This is a genomic window from Oryzomicrobium sp. (genome assembly GCF_036820405.1).
GTDB lineage: Bacteria > Pseudomonadota > Gammaproteobacteria > Burkholderiales > Rhodocyclaceae > Oryzomicrobium.
Window position 1 is genome coordinate 54,213 of record NZ_DAISLS010000002.1, and the last position, 20,177, is coordinate 74,389.

Annotated in this window: 21 protein-coding genes; 3 read left to right on the forward strand and 18 right to left on the reverse strand. The window is 65.0% G+C overall.

The window, feature by feature from the left end; translation table 11 throughout:
• The first annotated feature begins 135 nt into the window (after window positions 1-135).
• Complete coding sequence (locus V7Z98_RS01745; RefSeq protein WP_334156767.1) at window positions 136-912, forward strand: FTR1 family iron permease; 777 nt, start codon at window positions 136-138, stop codon at window positions 910-912.
• A gap of 123 nt (window positions 913-1,035) precedes the next feature.
• Here V7Z98_RS01745 and V7Z98_RS01750 read toward each other — a convergent pair whose 3' ends face one another.
• Together V7Z98_RS01750 and hemN are read right to left on the reverse strand one after the other, a co-directional pair.
• The gene (locus V7Z98_RS01750; RefSeq protein WP_442951804.1) at window positions 1,036-1,719 is read right to left on the reverse strand and encodes a sulfite exporter TauE/SafE family protein; all 684 of its coding nucleotides are present in this window, start codon (window positions 1,717-1,719) and stop codon (window positions 1,036-1,038) included.
• Window positions 1,720-1,835: 116 nt separating this feature from the next.
• Window positions 1,836-3,269, reverse strand: coding sequence for an oxygen-independent coproporphyrinogen III oxidase (gene hemN, locus V7Z98_RS01755; protein ID WP_334156769.1), 1,434 nt, complete (start codon window positions 3,267-3,269; stop codon window positions 1,836-1,838).
• Window positions 3,270-3,369: 100 nt separating this feature from the next.
• Here hemN and fnr point away from each other — a divergent pair, with 100 nt between their 5' ends.
• Window positions 3,370-4,113 (forward strand): fumarate/nitrate reduction transcriptional regulator Fnr, encoded by a 744-nt coding sequence (fnr, locus tag V7Z98_RS01760; protein ID WP_334156770.1) that lies wholly within the window; start codon window positions 3,370-3,372, stop codon window positions 4,111-4,113.
• Window positions 4,114-4,157: 44 nt separating this feature from the next.
• Here fnr and V7Z98_RS01765 read toward each other — a convergent pair whose 3' ends face one another.
• The 7 genes from V7Z98_RS01765 to V7Z98_RS01795 form a co-directional block, all read right to left on the reverse strand.
• Window positions 4,158-4,709: a hemerythrin domain-containing protein gene (locus V7Z98_RS01765; protein ID WP_334156771.1), complete on the reverse strand. Its 552-nt coding sequence runs from the start codon at window positions 4,707-4,709 to the stop codon at window positions 4,158-4,160.
• Window positions 4,710-4,720: 11 nt separating this feature from the next.
• Complete coding sequence (locus tag V7Z98_RS01770) at window positions 4,721-5,119, reverse strand: SirB2 family protein (RefSeq protein WP_334156772.1); 399 nt, start codon at window positions 5,117-5,119, stop codon at window positions 4,721-4,723.
• Between the two features lie 4 nt (window positions 5,120-5,123).
• On the reverse strand, window positions 5,124-6,452 hold the full coding sequence (locus tag V7Z98_RS01775) for a hypothetical protein (RefSeq protein ID WP_334156773.1): 1,329 nt from the start codon (window positions 6,450-6,452) through the stop codon (window positions 5,124-5,126).
• Between the two features lie 13 nt (window positions 6,453-6,465).
• Window positions 6,466-6,705 (reverse strand): DUF2249 domain-containing protein, encoded by a 240-nt coding sequence (locus tag V7Z98_RS01780; RefSeq protein ID WP_334156774.1) that lies wholly within the window; start codon window positions 6,703-6,705, stop codon window positions 6,466-6,468.
• 64 nt (window positions 6,706-6,769) lie between these two features.
• Window positions 6,770-7,246, reverse strand: coding sequence for a hemerythrin domain-containing protein (locus tag V7Z98_RS01785; RefSeq protein WP_293259777.1), 477 nt, complete (start codon window positions 7,244-7,246; stop codon window positions 6,770-6,772).
• A gap of 377 nt (window positions 7,247-7,623) precedes the next feature.
• Window positions 7,624-8,781: an NAD(P)H-dependent flavin oxidoreductase gene (locus tag V7Z98_RS01790; RefSeq protein ID WP_334156775.1), complete on the reverse strand. Its 1,158-nt coding sequence runs from the start codon at window positions 8,779-8,781 to the stop codon at window positions 7,624-7,626.
• Between the two features lie 122 nt (window positions 8,782-8,903).
• Window positions 8,904-10,652 (reverse strand): PHA/PHB synthase family protein, encoded by a 1,749-nt coding sequence (locus V7Z98_RS01795; RefSeq protein WP_334156776.1) that lies wholly within the window; start codon window positions 10,650-10,652, stop codon window positions 8,904-8,906.
• A 241-nt stretch (window positions 10,653-10,893) separates the two neighbouring features.
• Here V7Z98_RS01795 and V7Z98_RS01800 point away from each other — a divergent pair, with 241 nt between their 5' ends.
• The gene (locus V7Z98_RS01800) at window positions 10,894-11,337 is read left to right on the forward strand and encodes a universal stress protein (protein ID WP_293259765.1); all 444 of its coding nucleotides are present in this window, start codon (window positions 10,894-10,896) and stop codon (window positions 11,335-11,337) included.
• 72 nt (window positions 11,338-11,409) lie between these two features.
• Here the strand turns inward: V7Z98_RS01800 and V7Z98_RS01805 are convergent, their stop codons facing one another.
• The 9 genes from V7Z98_RS01805 to V7Z98_RS01845 form a co-directional block, all read right to left on the reverse strand.
• Entirely contained in the window at window positions 11,410-11,568 is a 159-nt protein-coding gene (locus tag V7Z98_RS01805) for a DUF3149 domain-containing protein (protein ID WP_293259762.1), read from the reverse strand.
• Window positions 11,569-11,614: 46 nt separating this feature from the next.
• The gene (locus tag V7Z98_RS01810; RefSeq protein ID WP_334156777.1) at window positions 11,615-12,145 is read right to left on the reverse strand and encodes a FixH family protein; all 531 of its coding nucleotides are present in this window, start codon (window positions 12,143-12,145) and stop codon (window positions 11,615-11,617) included.
• Between the two features lie 10 nt (window positions 12,146-12,155).
• Window positions 12,156-13,604, reverse strand: a complete 1,449-nt coding sequence (gene ccoG, locus V7Z98_RS01815) for a cytochrome c oxidase accessory protein CcoG (RefSeq protein WP_293259756.1) — start codon at window positions 13,602-13,604, stop codon at window positions 12,156-12,158.
• Window positions 13,605-13,799: 195 nt separating this feature from the next.
• On the reverse strand, window positions 13,800-14,732 hold the full coding sequence (ccoP, locus tag V7Z98_RS01820; RefSeq protein WP_293259753.1) for a cytochrome-c oxidase, cbb3-type subunit III: 933 nt from the start codon (window positions 14,730-14,732) through the stop codon (window positions 13,800-13,802).
• A 12-nt stretch (window positions 14,733-14,744) separates the two neighbouring features.
• The gene (locus V7Z98_RS01825) at window positions 14,745-14,921 is read right to left on the reverse strand and encodes a cbb3-type cytochrome oxidase subunit 3 (RefSeq protein ID WP_293259750.1); all 177 of its coding nucleotides are present in this window, start codon (window positions 14,919-14,921) and stop codon (window positions 14,745-14,747) included.
• 8 nt (window positions 14,922-14,929) lie between these two features.
• Window positions 14,930-15,550, reverse strand: coding sequence for a cytochrome-c oxidase, cbb3-type subunit II (gene ccoO, locus V7Z98_RS01830; protein ID WP_334156778.1), 621 nt, complete (start codon window positions 15,548-15,550; stop codon window positions 14,930-14,932).
• Between the two features lie 17 nt (window positions 15,551-15,567).
• On the reverse strand, window positions 15,568-16,998 hold the full coding sequence (ccoN, locus tag V7Z98_RS01835; protein WP_293259744.1) for a cytochrome-c oxidase, cbb3-type subunit I: 1,431 nt from the start codon (window positions 16,996-16,998) through the stop codon (window positions 15,568-15,570).
• 465 nt (window positions 16,999-17,463) lie between these two features.
• Window positions 17,464-17,661: a cbb3-type cytochrome oxidase assembly protein CcoS gene (ccoS, locus tag V7Z98_RS01840; RefSeq protein ID WP_334156779.1), complete on the reverse strand. Its 198-nt coding sequence runs from the start codon at window positions 17,659-17,661 to the stop codon at window positions 17,464-17,466.
• A 12-nt stretch (window positions 17,662-17,673) separates the two neighbouring features.
• Window positions 17,674-20,163 (reverse strand): heavy metal translocating P-type ATPase, encoded by a 2,490-nt coding sequence (locus V7Z98_RS01845; RefSeq protein WP_334156780.1) that lies wholly within the window; start codon window positions 20,161-20,163, stop codon window positions 17,674-17,676.
• Between the last annotated feature and the right edge of the window lie 14 nt (window positions 20,164-20,177).

The window sequence follows — 20,177 nt, forward strand, 5'->3', positions numbered from 1 at the left end:
GTCCCGGCACTCGCAATGTCCCTCGGGGCCCAGCCAAAAACGATAGCCATTCTCATTAACATGGCTATCGGCTAGACTATTCCTTTGCCCGGCGCTCCGATCCCCCTGCGCCCACGGCCCCTGGAGAAGCCCGCCATGATGCAAGCCCTTGTCATTGCCCTGCGGGAAGGCCTGGAAGCCTTCCTGATCGTCGCCATCACCCTCGCCTACCTGCGCCAGACTGGCCGCCACGCCCTCACCTCCGCGGTTTACTGGGGCACCGGCGCCGGCATCCTCGCCTCCGTCGTCGCCGGCTACTTCTTCGGCAAGGCGGAAAGCCAGCCCTTCTGGGAAGGCACCTTAGCCGCCATCGCCGCGGTGCTGGTGGTGTCGATGGTGGTGTACATGCTTTCCGCCGCCAAGCACATGCGCGCCAACATCGCCGCCCGCATCGAGGCCGCCAGCCTCAAGACCGGTAGCGGCGCCTGGATCGGCGTGTTCGCCTTCGTCCTGCTGATGATCACCCGAGAAGGCATGGAAACCGCCCTGATGCTTTCCGCCGTACTGTTCAGCGCAGGCATGGAAGACCTGGCCATCGGCGGCATCCTCGGCGTGCTGCTGGCCGGCCTGGTGGCCTGGGGCTGGGGCCGCTTCGGCAGCCGCATCCGCCTCGACCGCTTCTTTAAGGTCACCTCGGTGTTCCTGGTCCTGTTCGCCCTGCAACTGGTCTTCTACGCCTTCCACGAATTCACCGAGACCGGCCTGCTGCCCATCGACAATGAGTACTGGCACATGGTCACCGAGCCCTGGGGGCCGGAAGGCCAGTACGGCCAGTGGATCACCTATTCCCTGGTGGCCATCCCCCTGGCCTGGTTCGCCCTACTGGTCCTCCGGGAAAAGCTCTCCCGCCCGCACCACCCGCGCACCGCCTGAGCTGCGGCGGCAACACGCAAAACAAACGGGGCACCCAAGGGTGCCCCGTTTGTTTTGTTGCTTTACTTTTAGAACCAGCCCAGCCGGTACCGACCCCGATCCACCTTCCGTCAGCGCGATTGCTCAGTTGGCGACCAGTAACCGCAGGCCGGCGAACAATCCCCAGGCGCCGTACCCCAGCACCAGCACACCGGCCAGGCGGCGCATCGCCGGGCGGCGCGCCCAGTCCTTGAGCCGAACCGCCAACAGGCCCATGGCCAGTAGGTTGGGCAGGGTGCCCAGGCCGAACGCCAGCAGGATCGCCCCGCCCCGGGCCGCGGAACCGGCCGCCAGGGCCGATGCCAGGGCGCTGTAGACGAGGCCGCAGGGCAGGAAGCCCCAGAGGAAGCCCAGAGGCAGCGCCTGGGCCGCCGAGCGCACCGGCACGAAGCGCCGGGTCAGGGGCTGGATGCGCCGCCACAGGAATTGCCCGCCCCGCTCCAGGGGGAGCAGCAATTGCGGCAAGCCGAGCAGATACAGGCCCATGCCCACCAGCAGCAGGCTGGCCAGCAGGTAGAGCACGGTGCGCAGCGGCCATTGGGCGGCCAGGGCGCCATGGCCACCGAGCAGCCCGCCCAGGGCGCCCATGGCCGCGCCGGCCAGGCCGTAGGCAGCGATCCGCCCCAGGTTGTAGGCCAGGTGCAGGCCACGCCGTGACGAGCCGCCCCCCGCGGTGAGGGCGACGACGATGCCCCCGCACATGCCGACGCAGTGGGGGCCGCCGAGAAAACCGACGATGAGGAAAGGCAGGAGGGAAGCGGGGGTCAGGGAATCCACGGCGTCAGTGTACTACCCCGGGCGCCGAATCCGGATGGAAACGACGGGGCGGCCGAGAGCGGAGGCGCAGGGAAACGCCGGTGGCAAAAACGCCGCCGGCCGGGCGGTCAGATGACTTTGGAGTAGCGGGTGCGCTGCCGGTCGGCGCGCAGGTAGCGGTCGAACACCATGGCGATGACCCGCACCAGCATCCGCCCTGGGGGCAGCACGGTGATCCACTTGTCGTCCACCTTGAGCAGGCCGGCCTGCTCCATCTCGCGCAGGTCCTCCAGCTCGGCGGCGAAATACTTGCGGAAGTCGATCAGGTGGGCGATCTCGATGGACTCCAGGGACAGCTCGAAGTGGCACATCAGGGCCTGGATGATCGAGCGGCGCAGGATGTCGTCGGCGGTCAGCTCCAGGCCGCGCAGCACCGGCAGCTGGCCGGCGTCGAGACGGTCGTAATACTCGTCCAAGGTGCGCACGTTCTGGCTGTAGGTCGGCCCCACCTTGGCGATCGACGAGATGCCGAAGGCCAGCATGTCGCAGTCGGCGTGGGTCGAGTAGCCCTGGAAGTTGCGGTGCAGCCGTCCCTGGCGCTGGGCCACCGCCAGCTCGTCGTCGGGCTTGGCGAAGTGGTCCATGCCGATGAAGACGTAGCCGGCCTCGGTGAGTTTCTTGATCGCCAGTTGCAGGATCTGCAGCTTGGCGTCGGCGCTGGGCAGATCGGCCTCGAGGATGCGCCGCTGCGGCTTGAAGTGGTGCGGCAGGTGGGCGTAGTTGTAGATCGACAGGCGATCCGGGCTCATCGCCAGAACCCGCTCCAGGGTACGGTTGAAGCCCATCACGGTCTGGTGCGGCAGGCCGTAGATGAGGTCCATGGAAATCGACTGGAAGCCGTTGGCCCGGGCCGCTTCGACCACGTTGACCGTCTCGGCCTCGGACTGGATGCGGTTGACCGCCACCTGCACGCGCTCGTCGAAGTCCTGCACGCCGATGCTCATGCGGTTGAAGCCCAATTCGCCGAGCACTTCCACGGTGGCGGTATCCACCTTGCGCGGGTCTACCTCGATGGAGAACTCGCCGTCCGGCAGCAGGTGGAAATACTTGCGGGTGAGCGCCATCAACTGGCGCATCTCGTCATGGGAGAGGAAGGTGGGCGTGCCGCCGCCCCAGTGCAACTGGGCCACGTCGCGGCTGCCGTCCAGGCTCTCGGCCTGGAGGGCCAGTTCCTTGCCCAGGTACTTGATGTACTTGGCGCTGCGCCCGTGATCCTTGGTGATGATCTTGTTGCAGGCGCAGTAGTAGCAGATGGTATTGCAGAAAGGGAGGTGGAAGTATAATGACAACGCACGTCCCGCCGCACTCAACGGCCCGCCCACACCGCCGATCTCGCGTTTGCCGAGCCAGGCCTTGAGCGCCTCGGCATCGAAGGCTTCGACAAAACGGTCTGCCGTCGGATAGGACGTGTAACGCGGGCCGCTGATGTCGAAACGTTGGATGATCTCGGGATCGAAGACGACGTTGGAGGCGTTGGGGGTCGAAGAGAGCGGAAGCGCCATTGCAGGGTAATATGAGGGTTGTTCCTAAGTATTCATTGTAAGGAACAGATTCACGTTGACCTGGATCAAACCGCAATTTGCCTAGGGGCACGCACTCGTTATGTCCGAAAACCGGGCTCTGAAAACCGTCAATCTTTCGGTCATCAAGACCGCCTGTTCCAACTGCAATCTGCGCGAGTTGTGCCTGCCGCTCGGCCTGAATTCCCAGGAAATGGCCAAGCTCGAGGAAATCGTTTCCACCCGCAAGCGCGTCAAGCGCGGCGACCTGCTCTACCGGGCCGGCCAGCCCTTCGAAGCCCTCTACGCCATCCGCAGCGGCTTCTTCAAGACCGACGTGATCATGGAGGACGGCCGCGACCAGGTCACCGGCTTCCAGATGTCCGGCGAACTGCTCGGGTTGGACGGCATCAGCAGCGAGAACCACTCCTGCAACGCCATCGCCCTGGAAGACAGCGAGGTCTGCCTGATCCCCTTCGACTACCTGGAGCGCCTGTCGCGCCAGGTGCCGACCCTGCAAAACCACTTCCACAAGGTGATGAGCCGGGAGATCGTGCGCGACCACGGCGTGATGATGCTGCTCGGCACCATGCGCGCCGAAGAACGCCTGGCGGCCTTCCTGCTCAACCTGTCGCAGCGCTTCGTCGCCCGGGGCTATTCCCCCGCCGAGTTCTACCTGCGCATGACTCGGGAGGAGATCGGCAGCTACCTGGGCCTCAAGCTCGAAACCGTCTCCCGCTCCTTCTCCAAATTCCAGGAAGAAGGGCTGATCGCGGTGCAGCAGAAGCACATCCGCATCCTCGACATCCCGGGCCTGAAGCGCCTGATGAGCCACACCCCGGTCTGACGGCCCCTTCAGGGCACATCGCCAGACCTCTCCCTCTCATCGCTTCACGACGGCATCGGCGCCCCGCGCCGTGCCGCCATGTGCCCGCCCAGACGGCGCGCCACCTCCTCCGGCAGCACCCGCTTGGCCAGGGGCAGCAGTTCGGCCGTTTCCAGCGCGATGTGCTCCCGATACAGGGCCGCCAACCCCGCCACCATCTCGGCCGACAGGTCCGCCGCCCCACCGGCAAGCAGCTTGCCCAGGTGATCGAGCATGGCGTCCCGGGCCACGTCCATGCGCCGGTGGTCCTCTAGCAGGCGCCCGACCAGGGCCTCCACCTCGCCGCTGGCAGCCTCCTGGCCAGTCACAGCGGCCTTCAGGGCGGGGAACAGGTCCGTTTCCTCGTCCTCGTGATGGTGCGGCGCGGCCACGGTGAAGTAACGCACCACCCCCTCGATGGCCTGCCGGGCGGCGGTATCGACGCCATGGCGGGGCAGGTGCTCCACCAGGCGTTCCAGGGTCTTCAGCTGGGCTTCGATGCGGCCATGGCAGGCGTCGAGCATTTCCAGGGGTTCGTCGAAGGACGGGGCGGCCGGGCCGAGCAGGGATGCGGACATGGAACGGACTTTCAGGCGAGGAAGAGGAAGAAGCCCCAGGGATTGCGGGTCAGGGCCACCGAAACGATGTAGGCGAAGCAGGCCAGGGCCAGGATCAGAAAGACGATCCGCACGCCCTTGGTTCGACCGCGCTTCAAGGCCACGGTGCCGCACAGGATGTAGGCCAGCAGCCCCAACACCTTGGCGGTGAGCCACCCTTGGACGAAGGGGTATTGGTGCAGCAGGGCTGCCAGGCTGAGGGCGCTGACCAGCAGCAGGGTATCGATCACGTGAGGCGCGATGCGCAACACCCGGGCCTGGAGCCGGGGCGAATCGGCCAGCATCAGGCCGCCGCGCAGCAGGAAGCCCAGGCCGGACAGGGCCACGCAGGTGACGTGCAGGTGCTTGAGGATCAGGTAGGCAGTGGTCATTCGCTCATCCTTGGTCGAGGCAGTCGGCGATGCGTCGGCATTCGTGCCGGTAGAGGCGCAGCCCCCCCAGCAGGTTGGCGGCGAGCAGGGTGAAGGCGAGCAATACCAGGGCGCCGGCCAGGGGGGCCAGCCAATCCGGCGCCAGGGGCGCGGCAAGCAACGCCACCAAGGCCGCCGCGTGGCCGCGCAGGTGGCGCATCATGCCCGCTTCTGGCAGCAGGCGCTTCATGTTGGGCGGAATCACCCGCCCCCGTCCCCGGTTCTGCAAGTCGAGCCAGATCAGGAACGGCATTATTTTGTAGAGCATGCCGCAGATCACCGGGATGAACCCGCCGAACAAGGCCAGCACCCCGATCCACAGGGCCAGCCGGTCGCCGTTCCCCACACCCCAAACGCCCCGCCCCGCTTCCCCCGCTCCCCACAGGAGCGCGGCCGCCGCCAGGCCCACCAGTCCCAGGCGCCAGAAGCGCTGGGTCGGGTCCCCCCAGGGACGGCGGCTGCGGCGCTGCAAACCCAGGGTGACCAGGCAGAAGCCGAAAGCCACGGCCGCGAGCAGCAGCGACCAGGGCAGCACCTGCACACCGCTGCCTTCCCCGGCCCCCAGCCGGGCAACGCTCCAGCCCAGCAGCAGGAGCGTCAGGAGCGGCCCCAATCCCCGGCCGACCCAGCCTGGATAGGCCGGGGTGAGCTGGAACATGGGCACCACCACCAGGGAAACACCCAGCAACAGCCCCCCGGCCCAGCCAAACAGCCCCCAGCCCGCGTGCAGGGCGGTGGCCAGGAAAACCGGCGGATTGCTCCAGCCGGCCAGGCCGCCGACCAGCCACAGCCCCAGCAACAGGGTAGCCAGCAGGGCCGGGAATGTCAGATGCAGCGCCCCCACGATGCCCACCAGGGCGAAACGTCGGCGCAGGGCCATGACCCCGGCCAGGGCAAAGGCGCCAACGCCCAGGGCCAGGGTCGCCCCGGCCAGCAGAAAGGCCGGCTGCCCCGCACCGAGGAAGGCAATCACCAGGGCCAAGCTGCCCGCCGTGACCGCCCCGTGCACCAGGGGCACCAACCACCGCTGCCCGGGCAAGACCACGCCCGCGCCCACCGGCAGGAACTGAACCAGGGCACCAAGCATGATCTGGAGCATGAACCCGGCGGTCAGGCAGTGGGTGGCGGCCAGGGCCTCGCCAGTCCAGCGCGACGCGAACACCGCGCCGCCGCGAACGAGCAGCAGCCCGCCGGCCAGAATCCCGAACAGGGGGGCGGTGAGGAAAAAGCGCAGCGGCAGGTGCAGCGGCGGTGCCTGGTCGTAGGACAGGGCGCTGGCTGGGGAGCGGGCCACCCGGGTCAGTCCTTCATGGTCGGAAGATGCGCACCACCACCAGGCCGTCGTCGCTGTAGGTGGTGTCGTGGGTGAAGCTGTTCATCGCCAAGGCGTTGTAGAGGGGAAAGGGCTCCCGGGGCAGGACCAGGTAGAGGGACTGGCCCGGCCCCACGTCATCCAGAGCCGCCATGGTGCGGACGAAAGGTTCGGGGGGTTCCAGCTCCCGGGCATCGATGACGGGGCCGTCGAAATTGGCGAAATTGAGTGGCATGACGAATCTCCCCGGACGGGGCGTTGAATTGACTGAACGGTGAATTATGCGACCGTTCTTGACGTCACATCGTTCCCAGCGCGGCGGCGCAGCGCTCCAGCAGTTCGGCCGCCCGGGGCGCCAAGTGGGCGTCGCACATGGGGTAGAGGACGCCTTCTTCCTTGAGGTTGTGCTGCTCCATGAGGATCAGCAGGGTGTCGGTCTCGCCGAGAAAGGCGTCCGCATCCCGGTCGGCCAGGGCCTGGCGGGCATTGGCCAGCAGGCCACGCATCTGCACGTGTTCGTGGCGCATCACCGAAGTGGGCCCGCCGGTCATGCCGGAGGCGGCTTCGAAGGCGGGAAAGAGCTGCTCCTCCTCGGCGGCGAAGTGGGCCAGCAGGTCGGTGGAAAACGTATCAAAGGCGGTCTCGGCCACAGCCCAGTCGCCGCCGGATACGGCTTTTTCCGCGGCGGCGAAAGCCTCGTCGCAGTGGCGATGGTGCTGGGAGAACAGGCCGGACAGGGTCGTCGCGGCAGAAGCGGATGTCGGGGAGGCAGTCATCGGGGCACCCTGTCTGGGAATCTGAAAATCGTGGGCCGATTCTCGACAGCCCCCCCGCAAGGCGCCTTGATGGCTGTCAAAATGCGCCTGCCGCACTCCCCTGTCTCGTCAAACCCCAGGCGGGGCGGGCTTCTCCGCGCCTCCCCCGCGAAGCCCCGCACCCGCCCTCGGGCTTCCGCCCCTCTGGCTGAAAGTCCGCATCTGGCGCGGACTTTCAGGGCACGGCCGAACGATCCTCAACACGTTCGGCAGCGCAACCCCGCGCCCCTCCCCGGCGTCGGGGCCGCCCAAAGGAGCGGCTTGGCACTCGGCCAGCCACGGCCTGGACCGTGGCAAAAACCGGCCGGCCGCACCGACGGCGGCTGGCCTGGGATGGCTCAGGCCAGCACCGGGCGCTGGCCTGTCATCAGGTAGTGGATCAGTTCCTTCACCGGCCGGATCTTGTCGCCGAAGGGCAGGCTGTCCGCCCCGCGGAAGAAGAGGCCCTTCTGCACGTCGCCGCGCAAGGCGGCAGCCAGCTGGCTGTCGATGCAGAACTGGCCGAACTTGGCGATGCCGTCGCGCAGGCCGCACTGGACCAGGCAATCCCAGGCCAGGGTGCACTTATGCTCGCCGCTGGCGGCGGCCTGGAGCTTGTCTTCGCGCTTCAGGTACTTTTCCAGCCAGGGGGTGCGCACCGCCCGGGCGGGCAGCCCGGCGCAGCTCATGAACTCCACCACATCGTCGGGGGCGGCACCGGCCAGAATCTGCTTGAAGGCCAGATCCGCGTCCCCTTCCTCGGTGACGGCGAAGGCCGAGCCGAGCTGAACACCCGAGGCGCCCAGGCCGATCAGCTCGCGCACCTTCTCGTGGCTGTTGATGCCACCGGCGGGAATCACCGGGATGTTCTCCGATTCGATGCCCAGGTCCTTGTAGGCTTGCAGTACGCCGGGGATGACGTTCGCGAAGGCAAAGCGCGGATCGGCCAGATCTTCCTTGCGCGCCGCCCCCAGGTGGCCGGCGGCGTGGGCCGGATGTTCGATCACGATGGCGTCGGGCAGGACGTTCTTGCGCATCCATTTCTTGAGCACCACTGTCACCCCGCGCACGTCGGAAAGGATGGGCACCAGAGCCACGTGGGGATGGTCCCGGGTCAGTTCGGGCAGTTCCAGGGGCAGGCCAGCCCCCATGACGATGGCCTCGGCGCCGGATTCGCAGGACTGGCGGATGCAGGCGGCGTATTCGGACACGGCGCGCATGACATTGACCGCCACCAGCCCCAGGCCCCGGGCCATGGCCTTGGCGGCCTGGATTTCCCGGTCCAGGGCCACCAGGTTGGCCGCGTCGATGCGCGCCTTGTCCCGGCAGCGGCCGGTTTCTTCCATCAAGTCCGGATGGTGGCGGCGCAGATCCACGCTGGCGATGGTGCCCACGGCGTTCTCCCGGGCCACGGCGCCGGCCAGGCGGTGGGCGGACACCCCGACCCCCATCCCTCCCTGGACGATGGGGAGGAGCGACTTGCCGCGGATCTTGAGGGAAGGAAGCTGGAAGGACATGGGGGCACCGCCGTTGAAGTGGCGGCGACGATAGCACAGCCCTCCGGGGCGCCTTTGACGTAGGTTAACCCTGGCGCAATTCCTTTTGCGCCAGGGATTTAGCCATCCTTCAGGCAGCGCGCTCAGTGCTCCAGCACGTAAGTGCCGGGGGCTTTTTCCAGGGCCGGATAGCTGCGGTGGGATTTGGGCGGCGCCACCTGTTCGCCGCACCGTTCGTCCAGCCATTCGATCCATGCCGGCCACCAGCTGCCGGCATGGCGCGGCGCCCTCTCCTTCCAGCTGTCGCTGCCCTCGCCGCGGCTGGCGTCGGCCATCCAGTAGGCCCGCTTGGGCGGATCCACCGGGGGATTGATGATGCCCAGGATGTGGCCGGAGGTGGACAGCACGAAACGCATCGGCGCCGGAATGTGGCGGCGGATGTGGAAGCATTGCTTCCACGGCGCGATGTGGTCGTCCTCGGCGGTGACGGCGAACAGGGGCTGGACGATGCACTCCATGTCGATGGACTCGCCGGCCAGGGCGATGGCGTCCTTTTTGACCAGGTTGTTTTTCAGGTACATCTCGCGCAGGTAGTAGCTGTGCATGGCCATGGGCATGCGCGTGGTGTCGCTGTTCCAGAACAGCACGTCGAAGGGCGGCAGGGGCTCGCCGTACAGGTAGCTGTGCACCCAGTAGTGCCAGATCAGGCTGTTGGAGCGCAGCATACGGAACGAGGAGGCCATGTCCTTGCCATCCAGGTAGCCCTGCTGGGACATCTTCTTTTCCAGCCACTCCACCGCCCCCTCGTCGAGGAACACCTCGATATCGCCCGGGTGGGCGAAGTCGGTCAAGGTGGTGAAGGTGCTCCAGTGGGCCACCGGCACCTTGGCCGGGTCGCCGTAGCGACGGTTGGCCCAGGCCAGGTAGGCGGTCAGCCCCGTGCCGCCGATGCAGTAGCCCACGGCATGGACCTGAGGCACCTTGGCGATCGCCGTCGCCGCTTCGATGACCTTCTGGTAGCCCTCTTCGAGGTAGTTGTCGAAGGTGACGTCGGCCATATCCGGCGTCGGGTTCTTCCAGCTCGCCAGGAAAACGGTGAAGCCCTGGTCCACCAGGTATTTCACCAGGCTCTTCTTGGCGTTCAGGTCGAGGATGTAGAACTTGTTGATCCAGGGCGGGAAGATCACCAGCGGCATGGCCCGGACCTGGTCGGTGCTGGGGGAATACTGGATCACCTCCACCAGGCGGTTGCGGAACACCACCTGGCCGGCCGTGGTGGCCAGGTCCTTGCCAACGGTGAAGGCATCCTCGTCCACCATGCGGATATTGCCTGCCCGCAGGTCCGCCAGGAAGTTGCGACAGCCCTGGGCGAGACTGTCGCCGTGGCTGGCGGCAAACTTGCGCATGGCCACCGGGTTGGTCCAGAAGAAGTTGGTCGGCGCCATTGCGTTCAACCACTTGCGTAGCCAGAAAGCGGCCCGGCGGCGTTCCTTGTCGGACTGCCCCGGGGTTTCGAAATACATGTCCTGGAGCCGGTGGGTGATCGCCAGGTAGGTTTCCTTGAGGATGTCCCAGGTCGGCGCCTCGGCCCACACCGGGTCACTGAACCGGGCATCGCCGGGGTCCGGCGTGACCACATCTTCGGAAGGCAACCCCCAGGCGCGGCGCAGGATGTGTGCTTGCAGGGCCAGGGCGTCGCCTGACAGGCCCATCGCCACTCGGGCCATTTCCTGGGGGTGGAGCCACCAGGCGATCTGGGCATTGGCCAGGGAGGTGGCGATGCCGAAAGGGTCCACCTGCTGGGCGAATTTTTCGCCCAGGGCCTCCAGCGGGCTGAGCCCTTGTAGGTCGACGGTGCAGTGACGGTGTGTGGGGGACTTTGCCGAAGCCATCATTGGAATCCTTGCGGAAAGGCGAGGCGCGCGCCAACGCGAACGTGGCCCGGCACTCGTCGCACCGGGCCGCTTTTCTGGATATACCACAAATCCATGCTAGCGTTATGGCCATGGCGCCCCAGGCGCAAAGTCCGCGCCCGGCGCCGCTTCCGGGGCCATACGCCGCTTTTCCCGACAGGCTGGGCGGCGTACCATAGGTCAGGAAGAAACCCCGAACGAATCATTTTGCGGAGGCACCATGTTCAAGCATATTCTGGTTCCCACTGACGGTTCCGAGCTTTCCCAGGAAGCGGCCCAGCGGGCCGTCGGCTTCGCCAAGGAAATCGGCGCCCAGGTGACCGCGTTCTACGCCAAGCCCGAATACCCGATCACCTATTACGGCGAGGGTGCGCTGATCGACCCCACCACGCCAGAGAAATTTGCCGAATTGGCCGAACAGCAGGCCCAGGAATTCCTCGGCTCGGTCGCCAAGCTGTGCGGCGACCAGGGCGTGGTCTGCAAGACCCTGTCGGTGACCAGCGACGTGCCCTACGAGGCGATCATCGACTCGGCCAAGGCCAACAACTGCGACCTGATCTTCATGGCCTCCCATGGCCGCCGGGGCATCTCCGGCCTGCTGCTAGGCAGCGAGACCAACAAGGTCCTGACCCACTCGACCATCCCTGTGCTGGTCTACCGCTGATCGCCGCCGCCCGGCATCGGGCGGCACCAAGGCATCAGCCATGAAAAAAGGGGCCGGAAGGCCCCTTTTTCGTTACGGTGTTGCTTGCTTCTCGTTTCCCTTGTTGCGGGATTCTTCATTGATTTTTTTGTTGAAATACCAGGCGTAGTACGCGGACATCAGGATAACAGTGACGATCACTGCCAGACTGAGGAGCCCAACGTCGGTACTGAACAGTACTTGCCAAGCCATAACTCACCTCCCTGTCGTTGAAGAAAACCCGGTGCCGTCCTGCTTTTTATTTTTGCGGCTCGGACTGCAGATTTGCGGCCAATGTATCGGTATCCCATTCCCCGACCAGCCGCCAGCTGGCCTCGGGATCTTCCAGGGCCAGATGGCGCTTGCCGCTGGCCTGGACTATCGGTTCCTTGAGCATTCCCACGTACGTCCCTTTGCCGTCGAGGCTGAGGGGCACTACCTGGTCCTGGCCGCGCCGGGTCGGGTGGACCAAGGCCAGGTTGACGCTGGGCGGCAGGGGAGCGCTGCTGTTGTGCTCCACCTGCACCTTCAGGGTCTGACGGTCGTCGCCGAAGGCCACCGAAGCCTTCAGCCCCAGTTCGGCGGCCTTCCGGTCACGGCCGATGTCCTGGTTCACCGCCAGACCACGCTTGTAGTAGTCGTCGGCGACCAGGCCATCGTCGGACTTGATGGCCAGGGAAACGGTAATGGCGCCGGCGACGATGACCATCGCCGGTCCGGCCATGAGAATCCAGGGCCATGGTTCGCGGAACCAGGGCTTGCCGGAAGTGCGCAGGGAAGCTTCGCTCACGGAATTACCTTTATTGCATCAAGAAAGTGGTTTTTTCATGGACGGCCACCGAACTGTCGTCCAGGGCCTTGATGTCGAAGAACAGTTTGTTCGATCCCTGGCGCAGGGACTCGGCCGGCACCTGGACGGTCACAGTCAGTTCCGCAACCTGGGCCGGCTCCATGTCCACCACGTGGCGGCCGGCCAATTCGGCACCGTCGATGCCGCTGACGTTGATCTCGAAGTGCCGCGGCTGCTCGGCAGCGTTGATGATGCGCAGGATGTAGCCGTTTTCGATCTTGCCGTCCTCCGCTTCCCGGCTCAGCACCGCGCGGTCGCGCAGCACGTCGACCTTGAGGGGGATGCGGGTGGCGATCGACCAGACCATGGCGGCGACGATGATCACGAGAATGCTGGAGTAGAGCAGCACCCGCGGGCGCAGCACATGGCCCAGCATCTGGCGCCGGTTGTAGTGCGCCGCCACGGCGTTTTCCGTGGAATAACGGATCAGGCCCCGGGGGTAATTCATCTTATCCATGATCTGGTTGCAGCCATCGACGCACAGGCCGCAACCGATGCACTCGTACTGGAGCCCCTGGCGGATGTCGATGCCGGTGGGACAGACCTGGACGCAGACGCCGCAATCGACGCAGTCCCCCAGCCCCTGGCCTTTGTAGTCCGTGCCCTTGCGGCGGCCGCCCCGGGGCTCGCCACGCTCTTCGTCGTAGGTCACCACCAGGGTGTCGGGATCGAACATGACCCCCTGGAAGCGGGCGTAGGGGCACATGTACTTGCACACCTGCTCGCGCAGGAAACCGGCCTGCATCAGGGTGAAACCGGCGTAGAAGAACATCCAGAACCCCTCCCAGGGACCCAGGTTCCAGGTCACCAGGTTGTGGGTCAGTTCTTTGACCGGCGTGAAGTAGCCGACGAACGTCAGGCCGGTCCAGAAGGCGAGAAGGCCCCAGACCAGAAACTTGGTGGCCTTGATGCGCAGCTTGCGCGCACTCATCGCCTGGGCGTCGAGCTTCATGCGGGCGTTGCGCTCCCCCTCGATCTTGTTCTCGATCCACATGAAGATTTCGGTGTAGACCGTCTGGGGACAGGCGTAGCCGCAGAACAGGCGCCCGGCGATGGCGGTGAACAGGAACAGCGCATAGGCCGAGACGATCAGCAAGCCGGCCAGATAAATCACGTCCTGGGGCCAGAACACCAGGCCGAACAGGTAGAACTTGCGCTGGAGGATGTCAAACAGGACCGCCTGGCGGCCGTTCCAGTCGAACCAGCACAGACCGTAGAAAAGGGCCTGAGTGAGGAAGACCAGCAGCCAGCGCAGGTTGTTGAAGTTCCCGGCGATCGGCCGGGCGTAAATCTTGATGTGCTTTTGGTAGAGACTGCGCGGTGCTTCAGACGCAGCTGCCTGAGTGGCGGGGGATTTGGCTTCGGCGGGCGCCGCTGCCTTTTCGAGGGGAGAAGTCATTTAAGAACACTGCCTTGTTTCAGAATCACACATCACTGGACTTCGCCGAAGCTGCCAGTAAGGATCAATCCACCCGTGCGATTTTGATACAAGTCGGTGCTTGTATCGCTTCTTTTTATGGCCCGGAGCGGACGCGCCGCCCCGGGTTTTGCCGGCCCCGCAGAGATAGCGGGACCGGACGATTGCTGCTATGACTTACTTCTGCTGCTCGCCAGCCTTGCCGGAGAGGCTCATCACGTAAGCGGCCAGGATGTGCACCTTGGCGTCGCCCAGGAATTCCTTCCAGGCGGGCATGCGGTTGGCGCGGCCCTTGGTGATGGTCTCGACGATGGTGGCTTCAGAGCTGCCGTACAGCCAGACCTTGTCGGTCAGGTTGGGGGCGCCCAGGGCGTTCATGCCCTTGCCTTCGGGGCCGTGGCAAGCCACGCAGACCTTGTCAAACTTCTCCTTGCCCTTGGCTGCCAGGGCGGAGTCGTGGGACAGACCGGACAGGGAGCGGACGTAGTTGGCCACTTCCTTGGCACCGGCTTCGCCGCCGATCACGTCGGGCTGACCGCCGTAAGCCGGCATCATGCCCATACGACCTTCGGCGATGGTGGTCTGGATAGTTTCCGGCTCGCCGCCCCACTGCCAATCAGCATCGGTCAGGTTGGGGAAGCCCTTTGAACCGCGGGCATCCGAACCGTGGCACTGCATGCAGTAGGTCAGAAACAGGCGCTTGCCCATTTCCATGGCTTCCTTGTTGGCAGCCACTTCATTGAGGGGCATCTTGGCGAACTTGTCGTAGATCGGACCGTACTGGGCATCGGCCTTCTGCACCTCAGTCTTGTACTGACCCACCGACGACCAGCCCAGGATGCCCTGGAAGCGGCCCAGGCCCGGGTAGAGCACCAGGTACACCAGGGCGAACACCACGGTGATGTAAAACAGCCACATCCACCAGCGCGGCAGGGGGTTGTTGTACTCCTCCAGGGTTTCGTCCCACACGTGACCGGTGGTCTCGACCTTGCCAGCCGGAGCAGCTTTGACCTTGCTCTGGCTCCACAGGACAACGCCGCAGGCGATCACGCTCGCCAGGACGATGCCCACCACATAAAAATTCCAAAACTCGCTAACGAAATCGCTCATGATTCCATTCCTTTAGTCCCGACGGACGAGGCGGGTTTCCGCCTCATCCACGTCCTTATCTGCGAACGGCAGGTTTGCTGCCTCGTCGAACCGAGACTTGCGTCCCTTGCTGAAAGCCCACCAGATGATCCCGACGAAAGTCGCAAGCGACACGACGGTCATGATGGATCGCAGATCGTTGATGTCCATAGGACCCCTTACTTGGTGTTCTTGAGCGCCAGGCCCATACCCTGCAAGTAGGCGATCAGGACGTCTTGCTCGGTTTTCCCTTCGAGCGCCTGCTTGGCACCGGCGATTTCTTCATCGCTGTAGGGAACGCCGACCTTGCGCAGCGCCTTCATCTTGGCATCGACGTCGGAGCCGACAGTGTCGAGCGCCTTGGTCTGAGCCAGCCAGGGGTAGGCAGGCATGTTGGACTCGGGAACCACGTCGCGCGGCTGGTTCAGGTGAGCACGGTGCCATTCGTCGGAATAGCGGCCGCCCACCCGGTGCAGGTCGGGACCGGTACGCTTGGAGCCCCACTGGAACGGGTGGTCGTACACATACTCACCCGCCACCGAGTAGTGGCCGTAGCGCTCGGTCTCGGCGCGGAAGGGACGGATCATCTGGGAGTGGCAGTTGTAGCAGCCTTCCCGGATGTAGATGTCCCGACCGACCAGGCGCACCGCATCGTAAGGCTTGACGCCCTCGACCGGAGTCGTGGTGGACTTCTGGAAGAACAGGGGAACGATTTCCAGCAGGCCACCGACGCTCACCACCAGCAGGGTGAGGACGATCAGCCAGCCTACGCTCTTTTCAACTTTGTCTTGAGAAACCATGGTGATCCTCCCTCAGATCAGGCGTGGTGAGCGGCCGGGGCCAGCACCGGGGCTTCCACTGCCTTGTTGCCGGATGCCGTCTTGAGCACGTTGAAGAGCATGACGAACATGCCGCCGAGGAACAGCAGACCGCCGATGAAGCGAATGGCCCAGAACGGATAGGAGCTCTTCACGGCTTCGACGAAGCTGTAGGTCAGGGTGCCGTCGGCGTTGACCGCACGCCACATCAGGCCTTGCATCACACCGGAGATCCACAGGGAAGCGATGTAGAGCACCACGCCGATGGTGGCCAGCCAGAAGTGGACGGTGATCAGCTTGATGCTGAACATTTCCTTGCGGCCGAACATGCGGGGGATCAGGTAGTAGATGGAGCCGATGGACACCATGGCCACCCAGCCCAGGGCACCGGAGTGCACATGGCCGACGGTCCAGTCGGTGTAGTGGGACAGGGCATTCACCGTCTTCACGGACATCATCGGGCCTTCGAAGGTCGACATGCCGTAGAAGGACAGGGAGGTGACGAGGAACTTCAGGATCGGATCGTCACGCAGCTTATGCCAGGCGCCGGACAGGGTCATGATGCCGTTGATCATGCCGCCCCAGGAGGGAGCCAGCAGAATCAGCGAGAAGATCATGCCAACGGACTGGGTCCAGTCGGGCAGCGCGGTGTAGTGCAGGTGGTGGGGACCCGCCCACATGTAGGTGAAGATCAGGGCCCAGAAGTGCACCACCGACAGACGGTAGGAATACACCGGGCGCTCAGCTTGCTTCGGCACGAAGTAGTACATCATGCCCAGGAAGCCGGCGGTCAGGAAGAAACCCACGGCGTTGTGGCCGTACCACCACTGCACCATCGCATCCTGCACGCCAGCGTAGGCGGAGTAGGACTTGGTCAGGCTCACCGGGATCTCAGCAGAGTTCACGATGTGCAACAGGGCCACGGCGATGATGAAAGCGCCGTAGAACCAGTTGGCCACGTAGATGTGGGAAATGGTGCGCTTGGCGATGGTGCCGAAGAACACCACAGCATAGGCGACCCACACCAGGGTGATCAGGATGTCGATCGGCCATTCCAGCTCGGCGTATTCCTTACCGGAGGTGAAACCCAGCGGCAGGGAGACGGCAGCCAGCAGGATCACCACTTGCCAACCCCAGAAGGTGAAGGCGGCCAGGCCGTCGGAGAACAGGCGAACGTGGCTGGTGCGTTGAACCACGTAGTAAGACGTGGCGAAGAGAGCCGAGCCACCGAACGCGAAGATTACCGCGTTGGTGTGCAGCGGCCGCAGACGGCCATAGGACAGCCAAGGAATGCCGTACGTCAAATCGGGCCAGACAAGCTGAGCCGCGATGAAGACACCGACGGCCATACCAACGATGCCCCAGATGACGGCCATGATGGCAAATTGCCGTACAACCTTATAGTTGTATGTGGTTTGCGTTTCCGACATGGACCCACCTCAGTTTTTAGAAAGTAAAAATCTTGCGCCGCCTCCCTGATGATGAGCCTCGACCGATGCCATGACCGACACTCACCCCCACTTTTGGCGGCTATGCGCATGCTATTTTACGGTCCCCGGGGGCTTTTTGACATAGGTCAACCTGCTATTGATCTGGGTCAATTCAGGTGCTAGGGAGAAGCCAAACCCCGCGCCAGCATTGGGGTTCCGCTAGGCAGGCAGCCTAGGAAGAGAAAAACTGAGGGCGCTGCACGGCACGGGGCCGTAAACGAAAAAAAGGGTGCGTTTCCACGCACCCCAACCCCAACAGAGAAACAAATCAGATCGCCCCACGAAGGCAACGATCTGGGACGGATTATGTCCGACGTACCCAAGTTCGATTTTGACCCAGATCAAACCCCGATGCCCCCGGCAAAGCACGGCTCATCCATGGCCCCAAACCTCCTGCTGGCCTGATCACGCCTTTGGCGGCGATGTCGAATCGGCGGCCGGCTTGGCCCCCCTCTCCTCTCCCGGCTCCTTATCCATCAGGATCCGGTAGGCCGGCCCTTCCAGGTCCTCAAACTGGCCGCTCTTCACCGACCACCAGAAGATCAGGGCAATGAGGAACACCAGGAGCACGGAGAGGGGGATCAACAGGTACAGGCTTTCCATGACGACTCCGAATCAGGCCTCCGTGTCCACAGCACGCTGCAGGCGCAGGGAATTGAGGACGACCAGCAGCGAGCTTCCCGACATGACGATGGCCGCCAGCCAGGGGGTGACATAGCCGGCGATGGCCATGGGAATGGCCACCACATTGTAGCTAACCGACCACCACAGGTTCTCGCGGATGATACGCAGCGCCTTGCGCACCAGGACGACAGCCCCCGTCAGGTGACTCAGGTTGTCGGACAGCAGCACCAGATCCGCCTGGGTCCGGGCCAGGGGCGCACCGCCGCCCATGGCGATGGAAACCTGGGCCTGGGCCAGAACCGGCGCATCGTTGACCCCGTCGCCGATCATGGCCACGACTTCACCTTCGGCCTGCAAGGCGGCCACGGCGTCGTGCTTGCCCTGTGGCGACACGCCGGCCCGCACGTCATCGATGCCGAGCTGGGCCGCAACCCGGGCCACGGCCGCGGGCGCATCCCCGGACAGCAGTACCACCCGGCGCCCTTCGCGGCACAGGCGGGCGATCAACTGATCGGCGTGGGGCCGGATGTCGTCGTCCAGATCGAAAAAGGCCAACCAGCCCCGGGCATCGCCCAGGGCGACCCGGGTGGCCGACGCCTCGGCAGCATTCAGAAGCTCTTGCGGCAGCGCCTGCCCGTGCAGGTCGGCCACATACTCGGGACGACCGCAGCGCAATTCCCGGCCATCGATCCAGCCGCTCACCCCTTGGCCGGCCACAGCCGCCGCCGTGGTGACGGGGAGCAACGGGTAACCCCGTTGCTCCACCGTGCCCACCAGGGCACGGGCGATGGGGTGGGCCGAGGCCTGCTCCAGCGAGGCCGCCAGTTGCAATGCATCGTCCGCCGCACCCCCTGAAACGGAATGGATGTGCTCGACCCGCATCTGCCCCATGGTCAGGGTGCCGGTCTTGTCGAAGACGAAACAGGTGGCCCGAGCTAGGGTTTCGATGGCATGGCCGCGGGTCACCAGCACGCCGTCCCGGGCCAGGGCGCCGCTGGCCACGGTCAGAGCAATCGGCGTCGCCAGGGACAGGGCGCAGGGGCAGGTCACCACCAGCACCGAAACGGTGATCCACAATGCCTGGGACGGATCGAACCAGGCCCAGCCGATGGCCGTGGCGGCGGCAATGGGCAGAATGGCGGCGATGAAGCGCCCCGCCGCCCGGTTGGCGATTTCCACCAATTGCGGCTTTTCGCTGGCTGCCCGCTCCATCAGGCGCACGATGGCGGACAAGCGGGTCCCCTCGCCCACGGCGGAAACTTCCACCACAAGGGGGCTTTCCACGTTCTGGGCACCACCCGTCACCACATCGCCGGGGCGTTTGGCCACCGGCCGGCTTTCGCCGCTGAGCAGCGCCTCATCCGCGGCGCTCACCCCTTCCACCACAATGCCATCGGCAGGAATGGTTTCCCCCGGCTTGACCAGCACCCGGTCACCGGGACGCAAATCCGACACCAGCACCTGTTCGGTTGCGCCCGCGCCAGCAGGCAGCAGGCGCAAGGCGAACGCCGGCATCAGCTTGGCCAGAGCCTCGGTGACGCTAACGGCCTTCTGCCGTGCCACCATTTCGAGGAAGCGCCCGCCGAGCAGGAAAAAGACGAACATGGCGACCGAATCGAAATACACCTCGCCGGTTCCCACCAATGTTGCCCAGACGCTGGCGACAAAGGCCGACCCGATACCCAGGGCCACCGGCACGTCCATGCCGACCCGGCGGAAGCGGAAATCGCGCCAGGCGTTGCGGAAGAACGGGGCCGAGGAGTAGATCACCACCGGCAGGGTCAGCAGCAGGCTGGCCCAGCGCATCAATCCCTCGATATCCCGGGTCATCTCGCCATCGCCGGCCATATAGACGGGAATGGCGTACATCATCACCTGCATCATGCCGAACCCGGCCACCCACAGGCGCCACAGCATGTCGCGGCGCTCGCGGCGGGCGATTTCCTCGTGGCGCGCGGCATCGTAAGGATGGGCCCGATAGCCGATGGCCTGGATGGCCGCGAGGATGCCGGAAAGCTGGATGCGGGATTCGTCCCAGCGCACCCGGGCGCGGCGGGTGGCGTAGTTGATGTCGATGGCCACCACCCCGGGCAGCCTAGCCACGTGCTGCTCATTGAGCCAGACACAAGCGGCGCAGGTGATGCCCTCCAGGATCAGGGACGCCTCGCGCTCATTGTCGCCAAGGGCGCGCACGAAGCTTTTCTGGAAATCGGCGTGATCGTAGAGCTTGAGTTCGCCGACGATGGCCGGCAGGGCTTCCCGGGGGGATTCGGGCAGGGCATCGCGGTGGCGGTAGTAGTCCTCCAGCCCGTTGGCGACGATGGCCTCGGCAACGGCCTGGCAGCCATTGCAACACAGCTGGCGATCAACCCCGTCGACCGTAACGGCCAGATGAACGTCGGCAGGTACGGGCAACCCGCAGTGGTAGCAATCCCCCACGGCAACAACCCTCGGCTCTGTAAAAGGGGCAGAGCATACCACCCCCGCCCCCCGAC

Excerpts from the sequence above, each read along its gene's own strand:
- V7Z98_RS01745 (WP_334156767.1), top strand. The coding sequence starts at position 136 with ATGATGCAAGCCCTTGTCATTGCCCTGCGGGAAGGCCTGGAAGCCTTC.
- hemN (WP_334156769.1), bottom strand. The coding sequence starts at position 3,269 with ATGGCGCTTCCGCTCTCTTCGACCCCCAACGCCTCCAACGTCGTCTTC.
- fnr (WP_334156770.1), top strand. The coding sequence starts at position 3,370 with ATGTCCGAAAACCGGGCTCTGAAAACCGTCAATCTTTCGGTCATCAAG.
- V7Z98_RS01765 (WP_334156771.1), bottom strand. The coding sequence starts at position 4,709 with ATGTCCGCATCCCTGCTCGGCCCGGCCGCCCCGTCCTTCGACGAACCC.
- V7Z98_RS01770 (WP_334156772.1), bottom strand. The coding sequence starts at position 5,119 with ATGACCACTGCCTACCTGATCCTCAAGCACCTGCACGTCACCTGCGTG.
- V7Z98_RS01780 (WP_334156774.1), bottom strand. The coding sequence starts at position 6,705 with ATGCCACTCAATTTCGCCAATTTCGACGGCCCCGTCATCGATGCCCGG.
- V7Z98_RS01785 (WP_293259777.1), bottom strand. The coding sequence starts at position 7,246 with ATGACTGCCTCCCCGACATCCGCTTCTGCCGCGACGACCCTGTCCGGC.
- V7Z98_RS01790 (WP_334156775.1), bottom strand. The coding sequence starts at position 8,781 with ATGTCCTTCCAGCTTCCTTCCCTCAAGATCCGCGGCAAGTCGCTCCTC.
- V7Z98_RS01795 (WP_334156776.1), bottom strand. The coding sequence starts at position 10,652 with ATGGCTTCGGCAAAGTCCCCCACACACCGTCACTGCACCGTCGACCTA.
- V7Z98_RS01800 (WP_293259765.1), top strand. The coding sequence starts at position 10,894 with ATGTTCAAGCATATTCTGGTTCCCACTGACGGTTCCGAGCTTTCCCAG.
- V7Z98_RS01805 (WP_293259762.1), bottom strand. The coding sequence starts at position 11,568 with ATGGCTTGGCAAGTACTGTTCAGTACCGACGTTGGGCTCCTCAGTCTG.
- ccoG (WP_293259756.1), bottom strand. The coding sequence starts at position 13,604 with ATGACTTCTCCCCTCGAAAAGGCAGCGGCGCCCGCCGAAGCCAAATCC.
- ccoP (WP_293259753.1), bottom strand. The coding sequence starts at position 14,732 with ATGAGCGATTTCGTTAGCGAGTTTTGGAATTTTTATGTGGTGGGCATC.
- V7Z98_RS01825 (WP_293259750.1), bottom strand. The coding sequence starts at position 14,921 with ATGGACATCAACGATCTGCGATCCATCATGACCGTCGTGTCGCTTGCG.
- ccoO (WP_334156778.1), bottom strand. The coding sequence starts at position 15,550 with ATGGTTTCTCAAGACAAAGTTGAAAAGAGCGTAGGCTGGCTGATCGTC.
- ccoN (WP_293259744.1), bottom strand. The coding sequence starts at position 16,998 with ATGTCGGAAACGCAAACCACATACAACTATAAGGTTGTACGGCAATTT.
- ccoS (WP_334156779.1), bottom strand. The coding sequence starts at position 17,661 with ATGGAAAGCCTGTACCTGTTGATCCCCCTCTCCGTGCTCCTGGTGTTC.